Below are 24,904 nucleotides of genomic sequence, written 5' to 3'. Positions count from 1 at the left end.
GATGTGGAATAGAAAAATAGTTATACTAATTATTGCTTTCATATCTACTATAGCTGTGGCTCAAGATAAAGTTATTTTGGATTTAAAAATTCAAGGTAATAAAAAACTAAAGTCGTCTCTAGTTAAAAAAATATCTAAGGCAAAAGCAGGAAAAGTTTTAGATTCCACTATTTTAGAAGAAGATATTAAACGATTAAAACGTTTGCCTGCTGTTGCTCATGCGTATTATCAGGTGTTTCTTTCGCATGATAATAGTTATAATGTGTTTTATAATATAGAAGAAAACTTTACCATTATTCCATCGGTAAGTATTTATACCACCAATGATGATGAGTTTGCTTATCGTTTGGGAGTTTATGAGTTTAATGCATTAGGTCAGAATATTATTTTTGGTGGGTTTTATCAGAAAGATATCTTTAGTTCCTATGGTATAAATTTTAGAGCGCCTTTTCTGTTCAATAGAGAGTTTGGTCTAGCGATCAATCATCAAAACTTAAATACCGAAGAGCCAGTTTTCTTTAATGGTACCAATGCAAATTACAAGTACAAGAATAAATCGTATGAAGTTTTAGCTCTATATCAACCTAATTTTAAAAACCGTTTTGAAGTAGGTGTGAATTATTTTCTAGAGGAATATAATTATATAAACGGCGCTACTAATTCTTCAGTGCCACAAGGATTATCTATTAATAAATTGCTGTATAAAGGTATTTATGAATTTAATAGTTTGGATTATGATTACCAATATGTGTCCGGATTTAGAAGTTTGTTTAACATACAATATGTCACTGCAACTAGCCAAGATGTCTCTGATTTTGTAATAGGATGGAATGATTTACACTATTACAAAAGAGTTGGTGATAAAGGAAATTGGGCAAGTAGATTACGTGTTGGTTTAGCGACTAATGACGAAACACCATTTGCACCTTTTTCTGTAGATAATAATGTCAACTTAAGAGGTGTTGGTAATACCATTGATAGAGGTACAGGAGCTATCGTTATGAATACCGAATATAGACACACGCTACTGGATAAAGATTGGTTAGCAATTCAAGGGAATGCTTTTATAGACGCTGGTACTTGGAGAAATCCTGGTGGCGATTTAGGTGATTTTGGGGAATCCAAAAATATTAGAGTGTATCCTGGTTTTGGTTTTAGATTCATACATAAACGAATCTTTAATGCCGTTTTTAGAATCGATTATGGCTTCGGAATTACTAAAGGAGAAACACAAGGTTTAGTCTTTGGAATTGGGCAATATTTTTAAACTATAGATATAAAGATAATAGAAAACTAACGTTTTAATAAAATACTAATTTTTGTTTTGAAGCCTAGAATGCTAATATTTACCATTCGTTTTTTAACTATATATTTTGCTACCAAACAATAAATGAAACATAATAGAACATTTGCAATAGGAGATATTCACGGCGGACTAAAAGCTTTGGAGCAATTATTAGAACGCATAGAAATTAAGAAAGAGGATCGTTTTATTTTTCTTGGAGATTATGTAGATGGTTGGAGTGATTCAGCACAAGTGATTCAGTTTTTAATTGCATTTGCAAAAGAATATGAATGTGTTTTTATAAAAGGAAATCACGATGTTTGGTGTGAGCAATGGCTAGAAACCGAAACCATAGATGAAACCTGGTTTATTCACGGAGGAAAAGAAACCATAGCTAGTTATAAAGGTTTTTCAAAAGAAGATAAAAAAACGCATCTTCAATTTTTTAAAGACATGCGTCTTTACTTGTTAGATGATGCAAAAAGATTGTTTTTACATGCCGGATTTACGTCAATGCATGGTGTGGAAAGAGAATGGGATACAGTAAATTTTTATTCTGATAGAACGCTTTGGGAAATGGTAATAGTTATGGATAAAAAAATTACAAAGAATTCTATTCTATATCCAAATAGATTAAAGCATTATAACGAGATTTATATAGGGCATACACCAACCACAAACTTTAATTTAGATACGCCAACCAATGCTATGAATGTTTGGAATGTAGATACAGGTGTCGCTTTTAAAGGAAAGCTTTCTGCAATAAATATTGATACCAAAACATTCTTTCAAAGTGAAGAGGTTTACACTTTATATCCTAATGAAAAAGGAAGGAATAAATAGTTTTTTATCCAATATGCTTTTTGTAATAGGCATATAACTCTTCCGCAGAAGCGCCTAATCCCTTTTTTATATAAATAGCCAAGAAGTGATATTGTAATTTCCAGAGATTAACTAGAATTACTCAATACTTTTAAAATCTTTAATTGCTTGATTTGGTTCTATTACGTTATATCCTTTCCAGAAATCAGGATCGTAGTGTGGTAAATAAGTTGGCTTAATAGCTGCTTTTTCTTTAAAATTATTAAAAGCCTCTTTGGTAATATTATCGTTTTCAAAAACAACTAATTCTTTTTTGTTAATGTTTGTTATCTTTAAATTTATGTTCGCAGAAACCTCATTTTGTTTACGTCTTCCTTTTACATTTTTGTTCTTTTCAATAATTTTTAATGGCCTTTTAATTCCAACACTTTCGCCATCTACAATTTCAAAATATTTTAAAGCGTAAGTGTCTGCTTTGTTTTTTTCGTAAATGATTGTACCTCTTTGTAAATAATGGTTTACAGATACCCCCAATAGACTAAAATCTCGAAGTGCTTTTACGTTTTCATAATCTAAACGAATAATAGCGAAATCATCTGTATTAACATACATCGTGCCTTTGTAATCTTCGCCTCGTTTTGGTTTAAAAGCAATTTTATAAACAAAATTACCATTTAAAAAAGCATAGTCTAATAATTCAAATTCGTATCTATTAGACTTATGAATGATGTTTAGGTTGGAGTCTTCATTTAAAAATCCTCTATTTTCTAAGTTAGATATTGTTCTTTTTCTGTATTTTAAAAAGTTTTCTTTACGCTCCTTTTCTTTCTTTTTTTTAGCTTCTAAATATGCGACAGATTCTTTTTCTTCTGGAGTTTCAAAAAGGGAAGAATCTATTTCTGTTTTTGTTCCAAACCAACCTGATTTTATTTTAAAATAAGAGTCTCTTTTTATATGTTTTCTTGCAATTGCATTAAACTTTTCTTCGAGTTTTTCGGAATCTATTTCATTGTTTTTATCGTACAATTCAGATGCTTTTATTATATCTAATTTATTAATGGTATCTGCGGCATTATTTTTATAAAGTACTCCTAGGATTTCTGTGTAATTACTCGATTTTTTAGGTAATACTCGTAATATACTATCTATGAAATTTTGATTGAATTCCGGAATGGTTGTTTTTTCAATGACAATATTTTTTTTCACAATATTTGAGTGGTATGATTGTCTGAAAAACAGTTTGTTTTTTTGTGGATCATGACTATAGTTTGTTGGTAAACTGTCTTTTATGAAGTCTATAATCTCATCAATGGAATAATTTTTATTGCTAATTAAAACCTCGTCTAAGTCAATAGATTTCGGACTTAAAGAAATAATACTATCTGTGACACTTTTAATAGGTAGTTGTTTCGTTTCATAACCTAAACAGCTAATGAATAAGGAATCTGTTTTAGTGAATTTTTTCTTAATATTTAAATGAAAAACCCCAAAATCATTACTTATAACGCCGCTTGTATTATTTAGCGAAATTGTTGCATAAGGTATTGGGTTTTGGGTTATAGAGTCTATTATTTTTGCTGCAATTAAATCTTGCGCATGAGAAAGGTTTATTATACCAAAGAATACTAAAAGGCTCAAGTAGAAGTGTTTCATCTATATTTTTTTACGAATATATAGATTGTGAATACCTAAACATTAATTTTAATTTAATCTTAAGTAAATTTTATTACTTTTTAACATTTATGTAATTGTTGTAATATTTATATAAATCTTCCGCACTTGCACCAAACCATTTCTTAATATAGATCATCCAAAAATGATATTGTAATTTCCAAATACCATGTATTTCATATAGTCTTGCTGAGGTTTGTATTTTTTTATTAATGACTACAAATTCCTTTCTAGCATAAAGCGCATTAATCAAAATATAGTCTTCGTAAATAGTGAAAGTCTCATCATAACCTCCAATTTCGTTAAATAACGTTCTTGTAATAAACTGACTTTGGTCACCACCGCGACAAGCTTTCCAATTGAATTTTGTAAACCAACTCGCTAAACGTAACCACCAATGATTGCTTTTAAACTGAAGCCTAAAACAACCCGCAGAATTGCCTTTTTCAACTTCATTAATTATTAGTTGATCAAAATTTTTCGGCGGAAAAGAATCTGCATGCAAAAAGTATAAAATGTTTCCAGAAGCATGTTTTGCACCAAGATTCATTTGTTTTGCTCTTCCTTTTTCTGCAGATAGTAACTGTATGTCCGTTCTAGTGGAATTCGCGTTTGCGAATTTTGCATCGAGAACTTTTGTGTTTATTTTATTACGACTAGCTTGAGATCTTTCGACTTCACCTTCGCTTTTGCTTCGGTAAACAAGTGCGCTCAAGGTGACATCTGAGAAATTAGCAACTATTTCTTGCGAACCATCTGTACTTCCGCCATCCGTAATAATAATTTCAATATTGTTTTTTTGCGAAACATTTTGCAATATATGTTCTAACAGATTCTTAATATTATCTGCTTCGTTTAACATTGGAATTATGATGGATAGTTTAGTCATTCAAATCCCAATTGTAATCTTTATAATTTTTTTTAGCGTTGGAAGAAATTTCTGTTTCGGAGTATTTATTTAAGAAATCAATTAGATCTCCATCTTGTTTGAAATCTTTGGAAAACCACTGAAAAATCTTTGAGATTTTAATCCTATCGGAAGCGATTTCATTTCGATTGGTATCTGCCAGAAATTCTTTTGTAGCACTTGTTAGTTGTGCTTCTAATTTGGAAGCTGTAAAGGCTTCGTTTTGTAATTTCGGACAAGAAAAAGAGGCGCAAACAATAGCAAAATGAATTCTTGGTTCTTCCATTTTACGTAAAATTTCATGCTCAATTTCGTTTAAGTTATACCATTTTTCGCCAAGTTTCCAAAGGCGTTGGTCCCAAGGATCTTTAATATCTTTGATGCTTTTTACAGGATAATTTTTAATAATTAAATCCACTGTCAATGCATTGTACGCATTAATCCAATAGGCTAATTTGTCTTCTTTGGTCCAATCCTTCTTTGGCATATTTTCACCTAAAGAAACGATGTAATGGCGAAGATCTGTTGGGTTATTTTTAAAAGCGACGTAGTTTACATTACCGGTTTCGGAAACATTATTTTGTAATAATGTATTCCAAGCGTCATGATTAAAAGCTTCAGAAGCATAATGGTCTTCAATATCTACGACATCTAATTGCGGAGCTTCTGGTATTTCATTTTTAATAACTTCTTCGACTTCACTTTCAGAAGTTACTACTTGGATTTCTATAGGAGTAGTTTCTTCTTTTACAACTTCATTATTGGTTGTTACTTGTTTAGCAGAAGCACAAGAAGTAATCAGAATTGCAAAAAAAATAAGACTATAATGTTTCATGTTATTTGTTTTTCTATTTGTCAATTCTCGGTACTTTACCTTACATAAGAAGTGACTTATTTAGAGGTGTTTTTATGTAAAGGATATAATTCTTGATGAATAAAATCTTTTGGAAAATCTTCATCTCCTTCAAAACCTAGTTCTATATCTCTACCGTCATAAGGTATATGGTTCGTCTTAAAAAGATAATCCCAAATACTTAATGTAATGCCGTAGTTAATACCATGTGTAGTTCCTTCAGGAAGCTCTTTTACATGATGCCAAATGTGCATTTTCGGATTGTTAAATACGTATTTTAGAACCCCATAATCCCAACCTAAATTAGCGTGGTTTAAGTGTCCGATGGTAATTGCAAAAAAGTGAACAATTGCTACATCTTGCGCATCGAAACCACCAATAATTGCTAGAGGTATGTATAAAATAGATTTATAGATTACAGGTTCCATCCAATGGTAACGTAGATGTGCTGCAAAGCCCATTTCTTTCACCGAATGATGCACTTTATGGAAGTTCCAAAACAGAGGAACACGATGCAATAAACGATGCGTATTCCATTGCATAAAATCACTCACCAAAAAGAAAATAAATAAGCCTAACACTTTAGGTAAATCATCTACATCAAACAACTGGAAGCTAGAAATAGATAAACCGACTATGCCTAAAATATCATTAAAAAATGTTGCTGCAGTATTGGATAAAGCAATAAGGACAATAAGATTCAGTATAAAGAAATTGAAAAACATATAAAAAGTATCCAGCCAAAAATCTTTTCTAAAAATAGATTGATTTTTACGCCAAGGAAAAGCAATTTCTAAACCCCAAACGACTAATGAAATTACGATCAATCCGTAAAAATAATTATCCCAATGGTTAAGCGTAATTAGCTCGTTCTTTAGGTAATTGAAATATCCGGAATAGGAATTTTTTATTATGTCTATGTATTTTTCCATCTTTTCATTCCCGCGAAGGCAGGAATCTTGTTTTGTTAGTTCTTAAATATTTATTTTTAAGATTTTTCCACTAGGCTCAAAATGACATGCAATATGATTGTTCCTAAATTATTTTACACGTTGGAGTGCTATAATTTAATGGCGATTATCGCCTAACAACAACCTCCACCATCGTAATGGAAAGTAGATTCTGAAAAGTAAATATCGTCTCTGTTTAATGCTTGTAATGCTTTTGCTGTTTTATCGCAAATTGCCAATGGTTGATTTTTTAATAATATATGTCCTTCTTTATCATCAAAATAATCTTGGTCACCATAGTAAATAGCAGCTTTTCCAGTAAAAATACAAGGTCCGTCTTTTGGCATTGGATCTTTAATAGCAGCTACTTCAATAGATTCTATATAGATTAATTCTTCTGTTGGGTAGGTTTTAGGATCTAGAATTCGGTATGGTTTTCTAGCTCTAATTTCAATAGTTCCAAAACCAGCATCGGTTAGTGCTTTTACGTACTCTGCAATTGGTAAGCTTCCGCTTAAACAAAGTGCTCTTAATCTTTCGTCGTTACGTAAAGTATCATTCATTGGTTGCTCGCAAGTAGGATCGCTCATCACCAGTTTTCCGTGTGGTTTTAAAACACGATACATTTCTGCTATTGCTTTCTTTAAATCTTCCGCTTTAAAAATATTAAACAAACAGTTTTGCGCAGCAACATCTATAGAGTTATCCGGTACATTAAGGTTTAATGCATCTCCTTTTACAAGGTCTACAAATTCCGATTTAAACCATGGATTTTGTGCTTCGGCTTCGATAAAGTTTTTACGAGAAGCTTCAAGCATTTCATCTACAACATCAATACCTACAACACCACCTTTTTGGCGATTAAAATATGCGAATTGTAAAAGTTCCATTCCGCCACCAACACCAACATAAAGCATTTTTGGATTGTTGGTTAAATCACGAGCGTGCACCGTGGAACCACAACCATAATTCATTTCTTGCATGATTTTTGGGATTTTTAATCCTGGTAATTCCCAAATAGGGTTTGTAGTACAGCAAAGTCCAACATCTGGAGTTAATGCTGCTTCTTTGTATAGGTCGTGTGTGGTTTCTAGGTAACTCATGTTTTTTATGCCTGCGAAGGCAGGTATCTGTTTATTTAGTGTTTTGCTTTTCTTAAGGGATTGAAATCCCTTGTTTTATTGCTGTTTTTTACCGCGTTAAGGATTGCAACGGCATCCTTTTTTGAGGCACGAGAAAAAGATATAGTGAAAAGCCTGACGCTACGAAGCTTTTCGCGAAGTAGAGTAACGCCCAAAGATTACTATAAACTCTTAATCAATTCCTTAAACAATGTAATCATGTCTGGTTCTGCTTTGGCAGCCATGGCAATAATTTCATTAATGTTTACGGGTTTTAGATTACTTGGGTCGCATTCATCAGTTAAAACTGACACTGCTGCGGTTTTTAATTTTAAATGATTAGCAACAATAATTTCTGGAACCGTACTCATTCCAACGGCATCTGCACCAATAATTTTAAGCATTCTGTACTCTGCTCTTGTTTCTAATTGCGGTCCAACAACACTTGCGTAAACACCTTCGTGCAGTTTTATATTATTTGCTTTGGCAATAGTTTTAAAGGATTCATTAATTTTAGCATCATAAGGTGCGCTCATATCTGTAAAACGTTCCCCTAAATCGGAAACTCCTTTGAATGCTAGAGGAGAGCTTCCTTGAAGATTGATGTGGTCTTCAATTAACATTAATTCGCCCTTTTTATAGTCGGTATTTATTGCGCCAGATGCATTAGAAACTAATAAAGTGTTAATTCCTAATTTTTCCATAATACGAACAGGGAAAGTAACATCTTGTAAAGAATAGCCTTCATATACATGAAAACGTCCTTGCATAACCACTACTTTTTTTCCTGCTAATTCGCCATAAATAAGTTTTCCTTTGTGAAATTCTACGGTTGCCGTAGGGAAGTTCGGAATGTGATTATAACTTGCTTCTGCAATAATTTCTATTTCATCAATAAGTTGTCCGAGTCCGGTACCAAGAATAATTCCTATTTCAGGTTTGTCAAAACCTTTCTCTTGTAAGTATTCTACAGTTTCGTTTATAAATTTAATCATCTGTAAGTATTAATTTTTTTAATGTGGAATTGTTTTCCATATCTTCAAAAGTATCAATATCATTTAACTTTTCTAGTTGATGGATTTTAAATTTGTGTAAATCTTTTGTGGTGTCTTTAAAAACGGATGAAGTGCCCCATTTTTTGTCTTTAAAAACTTCTTCGTGAAGTGTTTTCATACCTAATAAATAATAACCTCCATCCTCGGCAGGACCAATAACAACATCGCGTTTGTCTAATTTTTGAAAAGCTTCTTCAATGTATTTTTCTTTTAAATCGAATAGATCACTACCAACAATAATCACTTTCTCATAGCCTTTGGCGAAGCCGTTTTGAAATGCATGCAGCATTCGTATTCCTAAATCTTCTCCTTCTTGTAAGTGTTTTTGGTAGATGGCATTATCCCAAATATCTTGATTATGGATTGCTACAGAGTAATAAACCGCTTTGTCGCTATCTATGTTTCTAATTGTTTTTTCGGTGTGTTCTAGTAAAAAGCTGTAAATGTTTAATGCAGAAGCATCACCAATCGTTTTTGCTAAACGTGTTTTTACTTTACCAAGTTCTGGATTTCTTGTAAAGACGATTATAAGGTTTTTATTCATCTTCTTTTTCTTCTTTAAAAATTCTATTTCCTTTTAAGAGCCATTTGCTCCATGTTTTAGAAAATGTATGTACGTCTTCGGTTTCTTTTTCTTCTAGATTATATACTGGGAAGTTATTGTTTTTCCATTCGAAAATCCCTCCATATAAGTTTGTCACATTGGTGTATCCTGCTGCTTGGAGTTTTTCTGCAACATCTTCCGATCGAATTCCTAAAGAACAATAGACCACAATTTGTTGTTCTTTGTCTTTTAAATTTTTAGTAGTTTCGGCTAAATTAAAATGATCGTAACCAACAAATAAAGCGTCTTGAAGATGACTGGTGTTATATTCGTCTATTTCTCTTGCATCCAAAATGACTGCCTCTGTTTTAGGCATTGCCAATTCTTGCACAGAAATATAAGGAACACTTTTAGTATTGTGTTTTTTCAATAACTTTTCAAGAGACTCTTGCGCGTGAAGCGAGAAGGAGGTAAATATGAGTAAAAATAGCAATACGGATTTCATATGTTTTATATCAAAAAAATAAAGTTAATCTTTTTATAGTTGTATTTCTAAACCTTGTGAATTACTTTCTGCAATAGGTAATATTTCGGTGTTGTCCCAAATGCCTGTAACAATGGTTTTTGCATACGCTTCTGGTAGTAAGCCGTTTTGCATTAATGCGTTTGTTAGCTGATGATTATAGTTTAACGTATGATGTTTAAAGCTTAGTTTATTGTCTTTGTCTTCTAAGATAGCATACCATACGCTAGGTTTTCCGTCATTTGCAGGCATACCAATAACACCTGGGTTTAACCATAATTTATCTTCTTGTAATTGGTGAAAAGGCAAACCACAATGTCCTGCAATAATAACTTCACTTTTGGTCGCGTTAAAGTTAGGTTGCTTACGTTGCCAAGGTGTGGATTTAAAAAGGAATTCGGAAGTATTAAAATAAGAACCATGTACCACCGTTACTTGTTTTTCGGCATAAGTAAACCGAATATAGTTTGGAAGTGTTGCTATGTAATCTAAGGATTCTTTTGAAAGTTTACTTTGCGCAAACGGATACCAAAGTTGCGAAAAGCCATCACAACGAGATCCTTCTTTAAATTCGCAACCACAATCTTCTGCTCCTTCGCGTAATTGTATTTCTACGTTACCAACAATGCTTTTTGCTTTCCAATCTTGAAAAAATTGCATCGTTTCTTCTGGTTGTGCGCAATAGCCAATAATATCACCAGTACAAATGCAATTTTCTGGTGGGATGTTTTCGTTTATTGCAACTTGTTTTAAAGCTTCTAAGGCTTGTAGGTTACTATAAACGCCGCCAAAAAGCAATACTTTCCCTGATATTTTTCCTAAGTCTTCTGTATTAGTATCCATAATTTTTTCTACGAAATTGAAAATCGTATTATAGGTTTTGCTTGTGGTTTTTTATCCATTTCGGAAGGAAATATAATAGACAACAACTTAATATTCCCCATACATTTACCCACAGTAAATCTGCGTATTTTCCGTTGGTAAAAATGAGTGCCTTCGGAAAAATTTCAAACAGTAAAATAAAACCAAATATCAAGCCACAAATAGTACTCAAGTAAAAACTAATTTTTGGCACTTTGATATTCCAAAAAATAAAAACTGGTGTTAGGCCAATCACCATAGTTCCTGAAATGGTAGTTGCAGATAATATTTCTACATCAAAAAAGATAGGTAGTGTACCTAGAATAGCAATTGCTGCCATAGATGCTCTTCCGAAAGAGACATCATTTATCATTCCTAAATCTACAGCTAGTAATTTGGAAAAGGAGGAAAACGTGGAGTCTAATGTGGATGCCGCAGAAGTTATCATTATAAAATTAATAACTAATAATATAATAACTCCAAAAGCTTTGCCCACTTCTACTGCAGCTTGCCCTTTAAAACCTTGGGTTTGTGCATAGACACCAATGATGCTGAAAAGTATGATACAGATTGCACCGAGTACACTTGCCCATAAAAAACTTTTTCTGGTGACTTTAGGGGAACTAATAAATGCTCTATCTGTTAAAACTGGGTCATGAAAAGGATAGCTAAACGATTGAATAATGGCTGCGAAAAACAGGTTTAAACCCAGTTCGAAACTCCATGTTCCAGAGGTGACAACGTCCGTTACGTGGAAGGTTTCTATGGAGAATATATTCCAAAGAATGATTAGTAATAAAATGGCAAACAAAACCATTTGAATAACATCGGTAAAAATGGAACTGCTTAGTCCGCCTTTTATAGCATACGCTAAAGTTAATGCGGTAAAAATGATTATAGACCAATAGTAGTTTGAGGAACCAAAATGGCCAAAATAACTTCCAATTACCATGGTGTTACTCCAAACTTCATTAAATAGACGAACAGCAATAAGAATAGAAAAAAGCGCCATGGCACCTTTACCAAATTTGGTAGTTAAAAACTGATGAATACTTGTGAATTTGCCAATAGTTCGGATTTTATAAATAAGCAATCCAGCAACTGCAAAGGATAAATAATAACCAGCATAAGCTACACCGCCAACAATACCAAAATCTAAACCTAGGTTTGCGGCATTGGTAATACTCTTGGCGAAAATCCAAGAAATGATAAGACTACCAGTAAGTATTAAAGTGTTTGGTGCTTTTTTTTTACGAACAGCCTTAAAAAATTGATCTGTAGTTTTTGCTAAAGGCGATATAAAAAAGAGCACTACACTCGATACAATGATTAATGTCCATTGGTAATTTAAGACGCTCATTTAGTAATGTTATGTTTTGTTAAAAGGAATTAATATGTTTAGGCAACACTTCCTTGACAGCTGCTTCCTGCTCCTGCAGTACAACCATAACAGTGTTGTGAAATGATAATGTTTCGTCCTTCTAGCAATTCTGTTTTGTACTCCGAGATGTGTTTCGATTTACTGTTTACAGGTAGTTCTAGCATTTGATTAAAATCGCAATCAAATAAATAACCATCCCAGCTTACCGATAGTGTATTGGTACACATTACGTTTTGTACCGCAGTTGGATTATACGCTTCTACTAAAGAATACATGTAATCTTCGTAGTTTTCGGAAGCTATTAAATAATCTAAAAAACGCGCAATTGGCAAGTTTGTAATCGCAAATAAGTTATGAAACTGTATGCTGAAATCTTCTAGTAAGGCTTTTTTAAAGTCTTTCTCCATGGACATTTGGTCACCAGGTAAAAAGGCTCCGGAAGGATTATAAACTAAATCTAATTTCAAGTCACTTCCTGGCATACCATAACCAACAGCATTTAGCTCTTGTAAAGCTTTTATGGACATATCAAAAACACCTTCACCACGTTGTTTGTCGGTTTTTCCTCTAGTCCAATGTGGCATCGAGCTTACGACATGTATATTGTGTTTTTTGAAAAATTCTGGTAAATCGTGATACTTTTTGTTCGCACGAATAATGGTTAAGTTAGAGCGTACAATAAAATCTTTAACTCCTATTTTAGAAGCTTCTTCTACAAACCATCTAAAATTAGGATTCATTTCTGGAGCGCCTCCTGTTAAGTCTAAAGTATGTGCGCCTGTTGTTTTTATAACATCCAAGATTTGTTGCATGGTCTCTTGTGTCATGATTTCCTTTCGGTCTGGACCAGCATCTACATGGCAATGCTCACACACTTGATTACACATGTAACCAACGTTAATTTGTAGTATTTCTAATTTTTTCGCTTTTAGCGGAAATTGACCAGTTTCGGAAATCTTATCTTTAAAAGTTGGTAGTTCACCATTTTTAAATATGCCGTTAGAGAGTATTTCTAATTGTTTGTTTGCAACAGCTAATTCGCTTTCTTGCTTATGAAGGGATTGTGTTTTTAATTTTGGCATATGTATTCCCCACGAAGGTGGGAATCTTTTTATTATTGCTATTAAATTTCATGAGTTCCCCACTTTCGTGAGGATTTTTGCGTTAGGGATTAAGGCATTGTTGGAGCTCCTCAAAGAGAGCGACTGCCGAAAGCCCGACACTACGTAGCTTAAGCGAAGTAGTGTAACGTCCTAATTTTAACCATCTAATTTATTCACTTTATTCATCATTTGCACACCGTGCACCAAGGTTGCGCCACTTTTAATTGCTGCGCCAACATGAATAGCTTCCATCATTTCTTCTTTGGTAACACCTCTTTGCAGTCCGTCTTTGGTATACGCGTCAATGCAATAAGGACATTGCTCTGTGTGGGCAACGGCTAAGGCGATAAGGGATTTTTCACGAGCAGTTAGGGCGCCTTCTTCGAAGACTTTAGAGTAATAATCGAAAAATTTATTTCCTAATTCTTCACCCCATTCGGTGATTTTTCCAAACTTTCTTAAATCTGCTGGATCGTAATATGTTTTTGGCATCTTGTCGTTTTAATATATTCCTAAAAAATGAATATACAGTTTATGTCGAAAAGAACTATAAAACATAACAAAAAAATATTTTTACTTGAAGTTGGTTTTTAAAAAGGTTTCGGCATTTAAAAATAGCACGCGATCTATGATTTCTTGTGCGGAGATTTGATTTGTTGGGATTAAATCTTGTTGGGGGTCTTTTAAATAGGCATCCGCTCTCTCTACCAAATAGGGTTCTATGTCTTTTAGGTTTTCGCTGGTCCAAATTCCTTTTATCGGATTTACAATACCATCAAAATCGGATCCAATAGCTAGCGTTTCCCAGCAAAAGAGATTATTTTTGTTTAGAATTTCTGCGCAGTGTTGTATTTGGTTCCAGATGAGTTCGGACTTGTTTCTTAATCGGCTTTTTTTGTTTGGCATGTAAATTCTAGAACTCTTGACCGCTTTCTTGCTTCCTATTCGTCGTTCGTCTAGTTGTAAGCCAAAGATTCCTTTAGATTTTGCAATACGAAGTATTTCGGCGTCGTAAAAATTAATGTCTATGTCACTAAATTGATCGCTTAAAGCGGCATCTTTTTGGTCCCATTCTTTAATAGAACGTTTTCCATTTACAGCACCATGACTTACTATTATAGGAATGTTTTGATTGGCATATTGCGTTTCTAATAAATGATAGTATGTTTTTCTTGCTGCGGTACTCATGTGTTTTACGTCTATGAGTATACGTTTATTATTGGTGTTATCTAGAAGTTTATCGATTACTTTAAAGCCAAGATCGGTAATGTCTGTATTTAATCCTCTATTTTGATTGTCTTTTATGGCGCCAATATTAATACTTCTTGCATGTCCGCAAATCTCATTGTAAAAGTGATGTGCTAAGGTGATAAAAAGCGGTTTGTGGCCCCAATTCTTAACTTCTTCTATATTGTTTAAAACGGTTTGTTCGTCTCCTGTGTTTTTATCTAGAAGTAATCCGGTTTCAAAAGCATGTGCGCCTTCAATAGTTGGAACGAGGCTAATTATTTTTCTGGTGTCTGTAGATTTTGCTATGTTTTCTTCTACTTCAGAAAAACTATTCGTCATTCTGTAGGTGTAGGTTACATCTCCAATCTTTTGGGCAAAATTATCTAGTTGTAGATAGTAATCGTATTCAAACTTCAGATCTTGAAAATAGCTATTATGACTTCTTATATTGTCAATTCTAGAATGACTAACTCCTGCTGCAAGGTTGGTTAAAATATCGGAAACAAACTTAAAGCCTAGCATTCTTTTTTTTAGGAAATGTTTTTCAAAAGGATATAATGAAATCACAACTACTTGGCAATTTGCTTTTGCTAATGCGCTTAAATCGGTTTGTGTGAATTTAGTTAACGTTAGTATTTTATTTACTTGACGTTCTAAAAAGTTAGGCGGACTGTAATGCCAGATAGAATTTTTTCTTCCCGCATTTAAGTGGTTTTGTTTTGTTGGTTCGTATTTAAAACTCTTGCCGTAAGGTTTTAAAGCTGGATGACAATGCAAGTCTATATATGCCCTTTTCATGTTTTCTATGTATTACATGCTGTTCGCTATTCCGTATTGGTTGGTGTGATGCCTTATTAGCATGCTGGTTTCATAATCCGTAATTAATGATAGTTAAAAGATATAAATTTTTAAATTAGCAATAAATATATTTTTTATGGATTATTTTGTAATCGCCTCTATACTAGTACTTATGTCTGCCGTTTTCGGTTATATAAATGTACGATTTTTAAAAATGCCTAACACTATTGGCTTAATGCTAATTACAATTGTGTTTACACTTGCTGTATTTGCGCTAAGTTATTTTGATGATACTTTGCTAAATGCGGAAAAGTTTATCATTACACAAATAGATTTTAAGTCCGTTTTATTAGACGTCATGCTTAGTTTTTTGCTTTTTGCAGGCGCTTTGCATACCAATTTTGAACAACTGAAAGTACAGCGTTGGCCTGTTTTAGCTTTTGCTACCTTTGGTGTGTTAATTTCCACATTCTTGGTTGGTGTAATTATGTTTTATGCATTGCCAATTGTGGGCTTACATGTAGATTTTATTTACTGTTTATTATTTGGTGCTTTAATATCACCAACCGATCCTATTGCTGTTTTAGGAATACTCAAACAAGCAGGAGCACCAAAAAGATTAGAAACCAAAATTGTTGGAGAATCTTTATTTAATGATGGTGTTGGTGTTGTAATATTTTTAACGATTTATAAAATTGCCGACTTAGGAATTGAAAATGTTAGTGCTTTAGAAGTAGTTGAATTATTTGGCTTAGAAGTTATTGGTGGTATTGCTTTAGGTTTGATTTTAGGATGGATTACCTACAGGTTGATGAAGTCTATAGATGATTATGATATTGAAGTAATTATCACATTAGCAGCGGTTATGGCTGGAACGGTATTGGCGCAAAAGTTGCATATTTCGGCACCTTTAGCAATGGTTACTGCTGGATTAGTTGTAGGTAATGATACGGTTCGAGATTCCGCAATGTCGGAAACTACAGAAACCTATGTCGATAAGTTTTGGGAGTTGATAGATATTCTTTTAAACACCCTTTTATTTGTCTTGATAGGAATGGAAATGTTAGTGTTAACTTTTGAATTGGAATATTTATTGGCAGGTTTAATCGCGATACCTTTGGTGTTATTGTGTAGATATATTTCTTTATTAATACCTATTAAATTCTTTGAGAAAAAATTAGACTTCGTACCAAAAACGAATTTAATTATGACTTGGGGAGGATTGCGTGGCGGAATTTCCATCGCACTAGCCTTAGGTCTTACGCAAGTAATGGAGCGTGATTTGTTCTTGGTAATTACCTATGTGGTTGTGGTGTTTTCTATACTTTTTCAAGGGATGACGGTTGGTAAGCTGATTAAAAAATTAGAAGTCAAATAACTTTTATGCAAAACTGGATTACTCTTTTAGCAGAATTTAAAGAAAAACATATACCTGTAGCGTTCATTACCGTTACAAAATGTTTAGGGTCAACGCCATGTGTGGTTGGTTCTAGAATGCTTGTTACTAAAGACAAGCAAATTCACGGAACCATTGGAGGCGGAAAGCTAGAATTTAAAGCTATAGACGAGGCAATAATTGCATTGCAAGAAAATAGAATTATCGAATCCAGCTACACTTTAGGTCCAGAGTTTGAACAATGCTGTGGCGGAAAAGTAGAATTTATAATAGAACCTATGCATCAATCTCCAGAATTATTTTTATTTGGAGCAGGACATATTGGCGTGGAAATCTGTAAGCTTTTAGTCTATACACCTTTTAAAGTGAACTTGTTAGATTCTCGTGAAGACTGGTTTTATAATCTAGAATTAGATGAAAGTGTTACCACACATCAAACTACCGAAACAGATTTTAAAACCTTTAATGACGCCGTAAAATGGGGGAGTAACAGTTATGTGTTAGTGCTAACGCATAACCATGCTATCGATTTTGATATTATAGCGATGGCTCTAAAAAACGAAACTAAATTCTTAGGGTTAATTGGTAGTAAAACAAAAAAAGTCCGTTTTAATAACATGCTTATTAAAGAGATGGATATCCCTGAAGGAATGACCAATGTGGTTTGTCCGATAGGTTTAGATATTGGAGGAGATACACCAAAAGAAATCGCGATTAGCGTAGTTGCGCAATTACTTCAAGTGCATTATAAAAATTAATACAATAAGATTCCTAGTTGTCAGACTGAGCTTGTCGAAGTCTTAACAAAGAAGGTTAAAAAATAAAAGATTCCTGTTTTCGCAGGAACTAAAGATGAAAAACAACAAATCCATCATAGACAAACTCACTGCGCTTTGGGCTTTAAACGAGTCTGGACTTGGTGGTTTTCTACATGTGTTTAATTCCCCATTCACAGGGCTAATTGTTGGAGGAATCGCAATTCTCCTTATTAGTTTAATTGCATTTTATGCCGAAAACAAATGGCAAGCAATTTTAAAAGCGTTAGTAATAGTCTTGATTATTAAGATGGCAGTGAGTCCGTATTCGCCATTTACAGCCTATATCTCTGTGAGTTTTCAAGCGGTGTTTGGAGCCTTCTTGTTTTCTAATTTCTCGTGGAAAGGAATAACATTAATCGTTTTAGGAATGATAACCTTCTTGCAATCTGCACTTCAGAAACTATTAAAATTAACTATTATTTATGGTACAGATTTTTGGGAAGCCATCAATATTTATGGGACTTGGATTCAAGAAAAAATCAACTTTATTACCCAAACATCTACAACCTCCGTTTTAATAACTATTTATCTTTTGGTGTATGGCATTGGCGGACTGCTGGCAGGGATATTCATTAAAAGTATGATTGGTATTATTTCGGAAAAAGAGAAAACTAGTTTCTCTTTAGAATCTTCCGTTTTTACTTCGGAAGAGAAAAAAACTAAAAAGGGAGTGAAGTCTAAAGTAATTTGGATTTGGTTAATGACAGTCGCAGTCATTGTTTTGGCATTCACTTTTTTTGGAGGTGCTTTATTCGGATGGCAAAAAGCAATATATATTATTGCAAGAAGCTTTTTATTTTTAATGCTTTGGTATTTGGTTTTAGGACCTTTTGTGCTAAAATTAATCAGGAAATACCTTGCTAAAAAAGAATCGAAGTATCAAGACGATATTACAAATGCGATGGACTTGTTTCCTTATTTTAGACAGATAATTGCATTTACTTGGAAAGAAACAAAACACCTAAAAGGCTATACCAGATTTAAATATTTTATAGCGAATAGTATTTCTAATTGTATTCATTTTAAAATCCCTTCGGAATGATTTATATACTTACAGGAGCGATTAGAACTGGGAAAACAACGGCTTTATTCGATTGGATTAACGATAGGGATGATGTCGATGGATTGTTATGTCCGGATAGTGAAAATGGAAAACGATATTTTCTGAAAGTAAAATCCAGAAATGAATTGGAACTGGAAGTTGAAACTGAATCTGAAGATGTTATTGCAATAGGAAGCTTTAAATTTTTAAAAGCGGCTTTTAAAGAAGCGAATGATTATTTGATTTCTACTGCTTCAGAAACTGAAAATCGATATCTAATTATTGATGAACTTGGAAAACTAGAATTGAAAAAGGAAGGCTTGCATCGTTCCGCGGAAGCATTAGTTTCTAGATTCAAGAATGATAATTCACAACATCTAATTCTTGTAGTTCGTGATTGTTTACTGGGTGCTGTTTTAGAACATTATGCTATTGCAGAGTATTCGCTTTTGGAAAAGGGAGATATAGAATGGTTTGAATAACCCTTTCAGGTCTGACTATGGATGTTTTAAATTTGTAGTAATCAACAAGGCCAAAGTTGGTGTTTTTCACCAACTTCTTTTTTCTGCTTATTAAATTTTTGTTGGTGAAAAACACCAACAAAGGAGCAAACCTGTCAGGTCTGAATATGGATATTTTTGATTTATCGTATTTAGCGATGCCGAAGTTGAAGTTTTTCACCAACTGCTTTTGTGGTTTTTTTGTTGTTTGTTGGTGAAAAACACCAACAAAGGAGCATTTATTGTATTTAGCGATGCCAAAGTTGGTGTTTTCCACCAACTACTTTTTAGGTTATTTTGTTTTATGTTGGTAAAACACTAACAAAAGGCGCAACTGTGTGATGTGGTTGATTAAAAAAAACACATCCTTAATAAGCTCTGCTCGGTATCTTCAATAAAAACATATTTTCGTTTGAATACCTCTCAATGGGATAGTAGTACCAATGTTTATTTCTAGGAATGTCCCCTCGAGGGGACTTTAGGGGTGTTCAGGAAAGGGATGGGGAGTCTAGGAGAAAATCGTCTCACTCAACGCATAATATATCGCCATAATAGCAGAGAAAACGGCAGATCCCATGAAACGCCATTTTAGTTTAAATCTATTTTGAATAATATAATTCGCAATAAATGAAAAAGGAATATTCACTAAAAACGACCAAAAGGCAATCTCTAAAAGGTTAAAACCTATAGCTTCAAACTTCCCAGAAAAGAGTTTGATAAAGAGTAAATGTCTAGCAATCCACAACGGATTAAAATACGCGATAGCCAAAAGCGTTTTGGTTAATGTTGCTTTAATGCCTTTTAAGAACTGTGTCTTTTTTACAATCCAATCAAAATAATTTGGGATTTCAAATGCGTAAAATGTTGCGCCAATAAACATCATACCTAATAAACGATACCAGGAAAATTCATGTAATAAAAGTGCAGCAATAGTATCTCCAGCACTATAAATAAGTGCGCCTTTAAGGATGTTTTGTTTTTTGTAGTGCAAAGAAAATGGTTTAATTAAATTTGTCAATTCGAGTGAATTTTACGATTGAAAATGAGTAAAATTTGTATCGAGAATAAGAATTTAGTTTCCATAGGTTCTCGATACAATTTTCGTTCCTCAAATCACTCGAACTGACAATTGTTTTTATTTCGTGTTTTCATACAAACCCATCAATACCTTTTCAGGTGTCATTGGTGCATGAAATTGTAAATCGTAGTTTGGATTAAAAGCTTTAATGGCATTTTGAAGCGCAAAATAAGCGCCAATTCCATACATTAAAGGAGGTTCTCCAACGGCCTTCGATTTTAAAATAGCCATATCATTTCCTTCCGTTTCTACTGGAATCACTTCTACTGTTTTTGGTACAGAAAATATATCCGGAACTTTATATGTAGATAGTGCGTTAGACAATAATCTTCCGTCTTTATTATAGGCAATCTCTTCCATGGTCATCCAGCCAATACCTTGAATTAATGCGCCTTCTACTTGTCCTAAATCAATTCCTTCACTCATGCTTTTTCCGTAATCGTGTACTATTTTAACGGAGTCAAACTCATAAGTGCCACGTGTGCAATCTATGGTTGTAGTTGTGATGGCTGTTCCGTAAACATGATAAGCAAAAGGATGTCCTTTTTCTTTGGTTTTATCGAAGTGAATTTCTGGTGTTGCATAATGTGCGTTTTCCGTTAAAGCAACACGTTTCAACATGGCACTACTGATGAGGTTTGTCCACGATAATTCGGATTTCTTTCCGTTTACAAAAACAGCTTCCTTTTTTAAAGTAATATCTTTTTCTGAAACATTTAAGTCTTCCGAAGCCACCGTTTTTAACCTTTCCACTAAAGCATTACAAGCCATTAAGGTTGCTTTTCCATTTAAATCTGCAGTAGAACTCGCAGCAGAAGGTGATGTGTTTGCAACTCTTGTGGTGTTAGTAGTTTCTATCTTTATTTTCTCCATAGGAATAGAAAATACATCCGCAGCAATTTGCATCATTTTGGTATTGACACCTTGACCCATTTCTACAGCAGCTGTACTAATACCAACGCTTCCGTCTAAATAAATATGCACTAAAGCACGCGCGTGATTCATCGGTGTATTGGTAAACGAAATACCAAAAGTAATAGGCATAAAGGATAGCCCCTTTTTAAAGCATGTATTGTTTTTATTGAAGTCGGCAACTTCTTGCTCTAAAGCTTTACTATTAAATATGTTTTTCGCAGAATCCCATGTGTTTTTGGCTTCTACTTTTTTAGCGATTTGTCCGTACGAAAATGTATCGTTTTCGTCTAGTAAATTCGCTTCTTGAATTTTTCTTGTTGAAACTCCAATTTCATGCGCAGCTTTTGCAATTGCCGACTCGATTACAAACATACCTTGTGGTCCACCAAAACCACGAAACGCTGTGTTTGGTGGTAAGTTGGTTTTGCAACTCAATACTTTTGTGGTTACGTTTGGTACGTAATAACTGTTGGTTGCGTGAAATAAGGTACGCTCTGCAATGGCAGGCGATAGATCTGCTGCAGCACCAGAATTTTGTAAAAACTCCGTTTGGTAGGCTAGAATTTTTAAGTCTTTTGAAAGTCCGATTTTATACGTGCTTTCATACGGATGCCGTTTTCCAGTCATTCGTAAATCGTCATGACGATTCAATATTAATTTCACCGACTGATTTAAATGATAAGTAGCCAAAGCAGCCATCACAGCCCAAGGAGTAGCTTGGTCTTCTTTACCTCCAAATCCGCCACCAAGACGTGTCACATCGACTTCAATTTTATGCATGGCAATACCCAAAACTTTGGCGATTGTTTTTTGCACAGCAGTAGGTCCTTGTGTAGATGAGGTGATTTTTATGTTGCCGTTTTCCATAGGTTCGGCATAAGCACCTTGCGCTTCAATGTATAAATGTTCTTGTCCGTTAGAAAAAGTTTCCCCTTCAAAAATATAGTCGCAATTGGCGAAAGCTTTTTCGGTATCACCTAAACTAAAAGATCGTGGAGCATTGATGAAACTACCTTTTGCTTTTGCTTCTTTTGCAGTGGTAATTACTGGTAAGTCTTCAATTTCAATTTCGATTAAACCTCTTGCTTTTCTTGCGATAAATTCCGATTCGGCAACAATTAAAGCAATTGGCATTCCCCAAAAATGTACTTCCGCTTCTGCAAATAAAGGTTCGTCAGGAATAATACCACCAATTTCATTTTCACCAGGAACATCTTTGTAGGTGAAAATACGTTCGACACCTTCCAAGGCTTCTGCTTTAGAGTAATCGATACTTTTTATTTTTCCGTGTGCTTTTGGTGCATCAAAAACTACTGCATGAAAGGTACCTTGTCTAACGTTTATGTCATCCACATACAGCGATTCTCCACGAACATGCGTGTAGGAGTCTAAGTTTTTAATGCTTTGTTTTAATGATTTTGAAACGGCATCTAACTTCGTGTCTAGTACTTTATTTGCTTTGTTTTTATGCATGTTGAATAAAGTCGTTTAAAGTGAATTGCTTCGGGAATAATGTAGTAAAATGTGCAAAGAATAATTGTCTTCCTAACAAACGTTTATAGTCGCTTGTGCCACGAACATCGCTAATTGGTGCGATTTCCTTTTGAAGTATCTCGTTAGCATTCAATATCGTTTCAGCAGTGAGTGGTTTTCCTATTAAAAATGCTGAGGTGTCGTGTAAGTATTTTGGAATTGCAGCAACACCTCCAATAGAAACATGCGCTTCGGTAATGGTTTCATTTTCAATTGAAATATGAATTGCAGCATTGACACTCGCAATATCTAAATGTGTTCGTTTACAAACCTTTTCAAAATTGAAAAACGTATGTTCTGTTGGTAATTTAAATTGGATGCTTTTTAAAAGTTCATCGTCTTTTAAATCGTATGTTTTGTAACCTTGATAAAAATTTTTCAAGGAAACTGTTCGTTCTTTTTCTTCGGAATTTAATATCGTAATAGTACTATTAAACGCTAAAAAGAATATGGTCATGTCGCCAATTGGTGAAGCATTTACTAGGTTGCCGCCTAAGGAAGCCATATTTCTAATTTGCTCTGAAGAAACTAATTTTAAGTGTTTTCTTAAGTTTGGTAAAATACTGTTTAATTCGGTGTGATTCCATAAATCGGAAACCGTAGAGTTGGTTCCGATAGTGCAAATGTCGTTTTCAATGGAAATGCCTTTTAAATAGTCTTTTTCGGCAATTAGATGTACGTCATTGTCTGCTAAATTATCTGCTTGTTGCACGTATAAATCGGTTCCTCCAGAAACATATTTTCCTTTGGGTTGCTTTAAATCTTTAGCTGCAATGTCGTTTAAACGTTTCGGAATAGATTCAAAATAATCTGGAATAAATTGATTTTCAATGAGCCAATCCAAAGTGGTTTCCTTTTTGTTTTCTAGTTTTTCAACTACCTCATGTGCTGCTTTTTCAATGGCTTTATATCCTGTGCATCTACAAATGTTTCCGCTTATAGCGTCAATAGCATTACTATAATTTTTATCCGAATTGGACAAAGCAAAACCAGTTAAAGCAACCACAAAACCAGGTGTGCAAAATCCGCATTGTGTCGCGTAATTTGCTTTCATGGCTTCTTGTGCTGTGGTTAATTTGTCTTTGAGATTTGTTCCTTCCACCGTTACAATATGCTTACCATGCGCATTTCCTAAAGGAGAAATACACGATGTGATACTTTGATATTCTACAGTATCGTTTGTTAATGTCCCGACTAAAAGTGTGCAAGCACCACAATCGCCTTCACGACAACCAATTTTGGTTCCTGTGAGACGTTGTTGGTAACGAACAAAATCCAATAAAGTGGTTCCGGAATGCTCCGACGTTTTAATGGTTTTGTTATTTAGAATGAAGGTGATCATTTGTTTTGTTTAATCTCTTTTTATTAATTAATGAAATAATATTTATCCATAATTGTATTTGAATTACCAATTTTCTTTAATACCTCTCACTCTATCTATAAATGTAGAAGAGTCAATTTCATCAGTTCCAAATCTTTCTTTAAAACGTTCTGCTATTCTTAGAACCCAAGTCGCTTCAGGACTAGCATCTAGTCCTTCTGCTTCAACTACATGTATTGCAAAATCATCTGCATTATAATATTCTATTTTAATAATTTGTTCAAAATCCTCATGAGGAATACAAAATCCCCATTTGGCACAAAGATCATAAAGTAGATATATTAGTTCTCGTTCCATAGGTGGAACATTTTTTCCGACTTTAAATCCCATTCAGTTCTTAACTACACTTAATTATAATTTAATACTCCGTTTTATCTTGTTTTTTAGTCCATTCTTGAAAAGGCTCTAAAGCAATTTCACGCGCTAATTGTTCGAAAGGAATGCTTCTTTCGGCATAAGGTAAAGGGATTTCTTTGTAAATAAATTCATCATCAAATCCAATGTTTGCAGCATCCACTTGATTGCTTCCGTAATATACTTTATCTGGTCTAGCCCAATAAATAGCACCTAAACACATAGGGCAAGGCTCACAAGAAGTATAAATTTCACAACCATCTAATTGAAAAGAATCTAAGTTTTTACAGGCATCTCTAATAGCTGTAACTTCTGCGTGTGCAGTTGGATCGTTGGTAGAGGTTACTTTGTTGTTTCCGCGTCCTACAATTTTTCCGTCTTTAACAACTACGCAGCCAAATGGTCCACCTTCATTGTTATTCATTCCTTTTAAAGCTGCGTTTACAGCTTCTTTCATAAATTGATCTTTATTACTCATTTTGTCTTTTTTTCTAACAAGCTAATATACTATTTTTAAATAGTGATTAATAGAAAAGAAATTCAAACTTCATACTTGTAAAGATGAAGAGTAATTATTTTAAATGTTCGCTTTTGCTAAAGTGCATGCAAATAGGATTGGTATTTGGGTTTGTTTTTTAACTCTAATTGTTTCTGTTCGTATTATGTGTTTTTAGTGTAATCGCTTAGTTATCAATGTGATTTTATTGGTTTGTAGTTTTTTAAATTATTTATTCTTTTTAATTTAAAAGGAAAAAGCGTATTTTTAAGGCCCCTAGCTTAACC

The 24,904-nt window shown here is 33.7% G+C and carries 24 protein-coding genes; 6 read left to right on the top strand and 18 right to left on the bottom strand.

What is annotated here, in order from left to right; translation table 11 throughout:
• The first annotated feature begins 1 nt into the window (after position 1).
• Positions 2 to 1,267: a POTRA domain-containing protein gene (locus tag AMD28_RS02610; RefSeq protein WP_055442608.1), complete on the top strand. Its 1,266-nt coding sequence runs from the start codon at positions 2 to 4 to the stop codon at positions 1,265 to 1,267.
• Positions 1,268 to 1,390: 123 nt separating this feature from the next.
• Positions 1,391 to 2,128 carry a metallophosphoesterase family protein gene (locus AMD28_RS02605; protein ID WP_055442607.1) on the top strand — a complete coding sequence of 246 codons (738 nt, stop codon included), beginning with the start codon at positions 1,391 to 1,393 and terminating at the stop codon, positions 2,126 to 2,128.
• Between the two features lie 117 nt (positions 2,129 to 2,245).
• On the opposite strand, the gene AMD28_RS02600 is transcribed toward AMD28_RS02605, so the two are convergent.
• The 13 genes from AMD28_RS02600 to AMD28_RS02540 all read right to left on the bottom strand — a co-directional run bounded on the left by AMD28_RS02600 (position 2,246) and on the right by AMD28_RS02540 (position 15,104).
• Positions 2,246 to 3,760: a carboxypeptidase-like regulatory domain-containing protein gene (locus AMD28_RS02600; RefSeq protein WP_055442606.1), complete on the bottom strand. Its 1,515-nt coding sequence runs from the start codon at positions 3,758 to 3,760 to the stop codon at positions 2,246 to 2,248.
• A gap of 73 nt (positions 3,761 to 3,833) precedes the next feature.
• Positions 3,834 to 4,667, bottom strand: coding sequence for a TIGR04283 family arsenosugar biosynthesis glycosyltransferase (locus AMD28_RS02595; protein ID WP_055442605.1), 834 nt, complete (start codon positions 4,665 to 4,667; stop codon positions 3,834 to 3,836).
• On the bottom strand, positions 4,660 to 5,520 hold the full coding sequence (locus tag AMD28_RS02590; RefSeq protein ID WP_083478227.1) for a DUF547 domain-containing protein: 861 nt from the start codon (positions 5,518 to 5,520) through the stop codon (positions 4,660 to 4,662). The genes AMD28_RS02595 and AMD28_RS02590 overlap by 8 nt, the downstream gene beginning before the upstream one ends.
• A gap of 56 nt (positions 5,521 to 5,576) precedes the next feature.
• A complete protein-coding gene (locus AMD28_RS02585) occupies positions 5,577 to 6,470 on the bottom strand; it encodes a sterol desaturase family protein (RefSeq protein ID WP_055442604.1) in 894 nt (297 codons plus the stop codon).
• 152 nt (positions 6,471 to 6,622) lie between these two features.
• Positions 6,623 to 7,591, bottom strand: coding sequence for an arsenosugar biosynthesis arsenite methyltransferase ArsM (gene arsM, locus AMD28_RS02580; protein WP_055442603.1), 969 nt, complete (start codon positions 7,589 to 7,591; stop codon positions 6,623 to 6,625).
• Positions 7,592 to 7,791: 200 nt separating this feature from the next.
• Positions 7,792 to 8,604 carry a purine-nucleoside phosphorylase gene (locus AMD28_RS02575; protein ID WP_055442602.1) on the bottom strand — a complete coding sequence of 271 codons (813 nt, stop codon included), beginning with the start codon at positions 8,602 to 8,604 and terminating at the stop codon, positions 7,792 to 7,794.
• Positions 8,597 to 9,208, bottom strand: a complete 612-nt coding sequence (locus tag AMD28_RS02570; RefSeq protein WP_055442601.1) for a TIGR04282 family arsenosugar biosynthesis glycosyltransferase — start codon at positions 9,206 to 9,208, stop codon at positions 8,597 to 8,599. Before AMD28_RS02570 ends, AMD28_RS02575 begins: the two co-directional genes overlap by 8 nt.
• Complete coding sequence (locus tag AMD28_RS02565) at positions 9,201 to 9,713, bottom strand: rhodanese-like domain-containing protein (protein WP_055442600.1); 513 nt, start codon at positions 9,711 to 9,713, stop codon at positions 9,201 to 9,203. Before AMD28_RS02565 ends, AMD28_RS02570 begins: the two co-directional genes overlap by 8 nt.
• 33 nt (positions 9,714 to 9,746) lie before the next feature.
• Positions 9,747 to 10,574, bottom strand: a complete 828-nt coding sequence (locus AMD28_RS02560; protein ID WP_055442599.1) for a metallophosphoesterase family protein — start codon at positions 10,572 to 10,574, stop codon at positions 9,747 to 9,749.
• A gap of 28 nt (positions 10,575 to 10,602) precedes the next feature.
• On the bottom strand, positions 10,603 to 11,952 hold the full coding sequence (locus tag AMD28_RS02555; protein WP_055442598.1) for a sodium:solute symporter family transporter: 1,350 nt from the start codon (positions 11,950 to 11,952) through the stop codon (positions 10,603 to 10,605).
• Positions 11,953 to 11,990: 38 nt separating this feature from the next.
• Positions 11,991 to 13,055, bottom strand: coding sequence for an arsenosugar biosynthesis radical SAM (seleno)protein ArsS (arsS, locus tag AMD28_RS02550; protein WP_055442597.1), 1,065 nt, complete (start codon positions 13,053 to 13,055; stop codon positions 11,991 to 11,993).
• A gap of 177 nt (positions 13,056 to 13,232) precedes the next feature.
• Positions 13,233 to 13,568: an arsenosugar biosynthesis-associated peroxidase-like protein gene (locus tag AMD28_RS02545; RefSeq protein ID WP_055442596.1), complete on the bottom strand. Its 336-nt coding sequence runs from the start codon at positions 13,566 to 13,568 to the stop codon at positions 13,233 to 13,235.
• An 81-nt stretch (positions 13,569 to 13,649) separates the two neighbouring features.
• Positions 13,650 to 15,104, bottom strand: a complete 1,455-nt coding sequence (locus tag AMD28_RS02540) for a membrane dipeptidase (protein WP_055442595.1) — start codon at positions 15,102 to 15,104, stop codon at positions 13,650 to 13,652.
• A gap of 136 nt (positions 15,105 to 15,240) precedes the next feature.
• On the opposite strand from AMD28_RS02540, the gene AMD28_RS02535 reads away from it, so the two are divergent.
• From AMD28_RS02535 to AMD28_RS02520, 4 genes are all read left to right on the top strand, one after another.
• Entirely contained in the window at positions 15,241 to 16,482 is a 1,242-nt protein-coding gene (locus AMD28_RS02535; protein ID WP_055442594.1) for a cation:proton antiporter, read from the top strand.
• Positions 16,483 to 16,487: 5 nt separating this feature from the next.
• Positions 16,488 to 17,258 (top strand): xanthine dehydrogenase accessory protein XdhC, encoded by a 771-nt coding sequence (gene xdhC, locus AMD28_RS02530; RefSeq protein ID WP_055442593.1) that lies wholly within the window; start codon positions 16,488 to 16,490, stop codon positions 17,256 to 17,258.
• Between the two features lie 94 nt (positions 17,259 to 17,352).
• Positions 17,353 to 18,360: a hypothetical protein gene (locus AMD28_RS02525; protein WP_055442592.1), complete on the top strand. Its 1,008-nt coding sequence runs from the start codon at positions 17,353 to 17,355 to the stop codon at positions 18,358 to 18,360.
• On the top strand, positions 18,357 to 18,842 hold the full coding sequence (locus AMD28_RS02520; RefSeq protein ID WP_055442591.1) for a nucleoside-triphosphatase: 486 nt from the start codon (positions 18,357 to 18,359) through the stop codon (positions 18,840 to 18,842). The genes AMD28_RS02525 and AMD28_RS02520 overlap by 4 nt, the downstream gene beginning before the upstream one ends.
• A 526-nt stretch (positions 18,843 to 19,368) precedes the next feature.
• On the opposite strand, the gene AMD28_RS02515 is transcribed toward AMD28_RS02520, so the two are convergent.
• The 5 genes from AMD28_RS02515 to AMD28_RS02495 all read right to left on the bottom strand — a co-directional run bounded on the left by AMD28_RS02515 (position 19,369) and on the right by AMD28_RS02495 (position 24,599).
• Positions 19,369 to 19,878 (bottom strand): hypothetical protein, encoded by a 510-nt coding sequence (locus tag AMD28_RS02515; RefSeq protein ID WP_055442590.1) that lies wholly within the window; start codon positions 19,876 to 19,878, stop codon positions 19,369 to 19,371.
• Between the two features lie 117 nt (positions 19,879 to 19,995).
• Complete coding sequence (locus AMD28_RS02510; protein ID WP_083478220.1) at positions 19,996 to 22,326, bottom strand: xanthine dehydrogenase molybdopterin binding subunit; 2,331 nt, start codon at positions 22,324 to 22,326, stop codon at positions 19,996 to 19,998.
• Positions 22,319 to 23,728: an FAD binding domain-containing protein gene (locus AMD28_RS02505; protein WP_055442589.1), complete on the bottom strand. Its 1,410-nt coding sequence runs from the start codon at positions 23,726 to 23,728 to the stop codon at positions 22,319 to 22,321. The genes AMD28_RS02510 and AMD28_RS02505 overlap by 8 nt, the downstream gene beginning before the upstream one ends.
• 63 nt (positions 23,729 to 23,791) lie before the next feature.
• Entirely contained in the window at positions 23,792 to 24,064 is a 273-nt protein-coding gene (locus AMD28_RS02500) for a hypothetical protein (RefSeq protein ID WP_152975528.1), read from the bottom strand.
• Positions 24,065 to 24,125: 61 nt separating this feature from the next.
• The gene (locus AMD28_RS02495; protein WP_055442587.1) at positions 24,126 to 24,599 is read right to left on the bottom strand and encodes a nucleoside deaminase; all 474 of its coding nucleotides are present in this window, start codon (positions 24,597 to 24,599) and stop codon (positions 24,126 to 24,128) included.
• Positions 24,600 to 24,904: the final 305 nt, after the last annotated feature.

The sequence above is a fragment of the Lacinutrix himadriensis genome, from assembly GCF_001418105.1.
Classification (GTDB): domain Bacteria; phylum Bacteroidota; class Bacteroidia; order Flavobacteriales; family Flavobacteriaceae; genus Oceanihabitans; species Oceanihabitans himadriense.
The sequence above is the reverse complement of the archived record's forward strand: the minus strand, read 5'-3'. Positions and strand labels throughout refer to the sequence as shown.

What these genes read in the sequence shown, in the direction of transcription:
- xdhC (WP_055442593.1), top strand. Translation starts at nt 16,488, where the DNA reads ATGCAAAACTGGATTACTCTTTTAGCAGAATTTAAAGAAAAACATATA.
- AMD28_RS02495 (WP_055442587.1), bottom strand. Translation starts at nt 24,599, where the DNA reads ATGAGTAATAAAGATCAATTTATGAAAGAAGCTGTAAACGCAGCTTTA.
- AMD28_RS02540 (WP_055442595.1), bottom strand. Translation starts at nt 15,104, where the DNA reads ATGAAAAGGGCATATATAGACTTGCATTGTCATCCAGCTTTAAAACCT.
- AMD28_RS02535 (WP_055442594.1), top strand. Translation starts at nt 15,241, where the DNA reads ATGGATTATTTTGTAATCGCCTCTATACTAGTACTTATGTCTGCCGTT.
- AMD28_RS02600 (WP_055442606.1), bottom strand. Translation starts at nt 3,760, where the DNA reads ATGAAACACTTCTACTTGAGCCTTTTAGTATTCTTTGGTATAATAAAC.
- AMD28_RS02570 (WP_055442601.1), bottom strand. Translation starts at nt 9,208, where the DNA reads ATGAATAAAAACCTTATAATCGTCTTTACAAGAAATCCAGAACTTGGT.
- AMD28_RS02585 (WP_055442604.1), bottom strand. Translation starts at nt 6,470, where the DNA reads ATGGAAAAATACATAGACATAATAAAAAATTCCTATTCCGGATATTTC.
- AMD28_RS02505 (WP_055442589.1), bottom strand. Translation starts at nt 23,728, where the DNA reads ATGATCACCTTCATTCTAAATAACAAAACCATTAAAACGTCGGAGCAT.
- AMD28_RS02595 (WP_055442605.1), bottom strand. Translation starts at nt 4,667, where the DNA reads ATGACTAAACTATCCATCATAATTCCAATGTTAAACGAAGCAGATAAT.
- AMD28_RS02525 (WP_055442592.1), top strand. Translation starts at nt 17,353, where the DNA reads ATGAAAAACAACAAATCCATCATAGACAAACTCACTGCGCTTTGGGCT.
- AMD28_RS02565 (WP_055442600.1), bottom strand. Translation starts at nt 9,713, where the DNA reads ATGAAATCCGTATTGCTATTTTTACTCATATTTACCTCCTTCTCGCTT.
- AMD28_RS02560 (WP_055442599.1), bottom strand. Translation starts at nt 10,574, where the DNA reads ATGGATACTAATACAGAAGACTTAGGAAAAATATCAGGGAAAGTATTG.
- AMD28_RS02500 (WP_152975528.1), bottom strand. Translation starts at nt 24,064, where the DNA reads ATGGAACGAGAACTAATATATCTACTTTATGATCTTTGTGCCAAATGG.
- arsM (WP_055442603.1), bottom strand. Translation starts at nt 7,591, where the DNA reads ATGAGTTACCTAGAAACCACACACGACCTATACAAAGAAGCAGCATTA.
- AMD28_RS02510 (WP_083478220.1), bottom strand. Translation starts at nt 22,326, where the DNA reads ATGCATAAAAACAAAGCAAATAAAGTACTAGACACGAAGTTAGATGCC.
- AMD28_RS02590 (WP_083478227.1), bottom strand. Translation starts at nt 5,520, where the DNA reads ATGAAACATTATAGTCTTATTTTTTTTGCAATTCTGATTACTTCTTGT.
- arsS (WP_055442597.1), bottom strand. Translation starts at nt 13,055, where the DNA reads ATGCCAAAATTAAAAACACAATCCCTTCATAAGCAAGAAAGCGAATTA.
- AMD28_RS02520 (WP_055442591.1), top strand. Translation starts at nt 18,357, where the DNA reads ATGATTTATATACTTACAGGAGCGATTAGAACTGGGAAAACAACGGCT.
- AMD28_RS02605 (WP_055442607.1), top strand. Translation starts at nt 1,391, where the DNA reads ATGAAACATAATAGAACATTTGCAATAGGAGATATTCACGGCGGACTA.
- AMD28_RS02555 (WP_055442598.1), bottom strand. Translation starts at nt 11,952, where the DNA reads ATGAGCGTCTTAAATTACCAATGGACATTAATCATTGTATCGAGTGTA.
- AMD28_RS02545 (WP_055442596.1), bottom strand. Translation starts at nt 13,568, where the DNA reads ATGCCAAAAACATATTACGATCCAGCAGATTTAAGAAAGTTTGGAAAA.
- AMD28_RS02575 (WP_055442602.1), bottom strand. Translation starts at nt 8,604, where the DNA reads ATGATTAAATTTATAAACGAAACTGTAGAATACTTACAAGAGAAAGGT.
- AMD28_RS02610 (WP_055442608.1), top strand. Translation starts at nt 2, where the DNA reads ATGTGGAATAGAAAAATAGTTATACTAATTATTGCTTTCATATCTACT.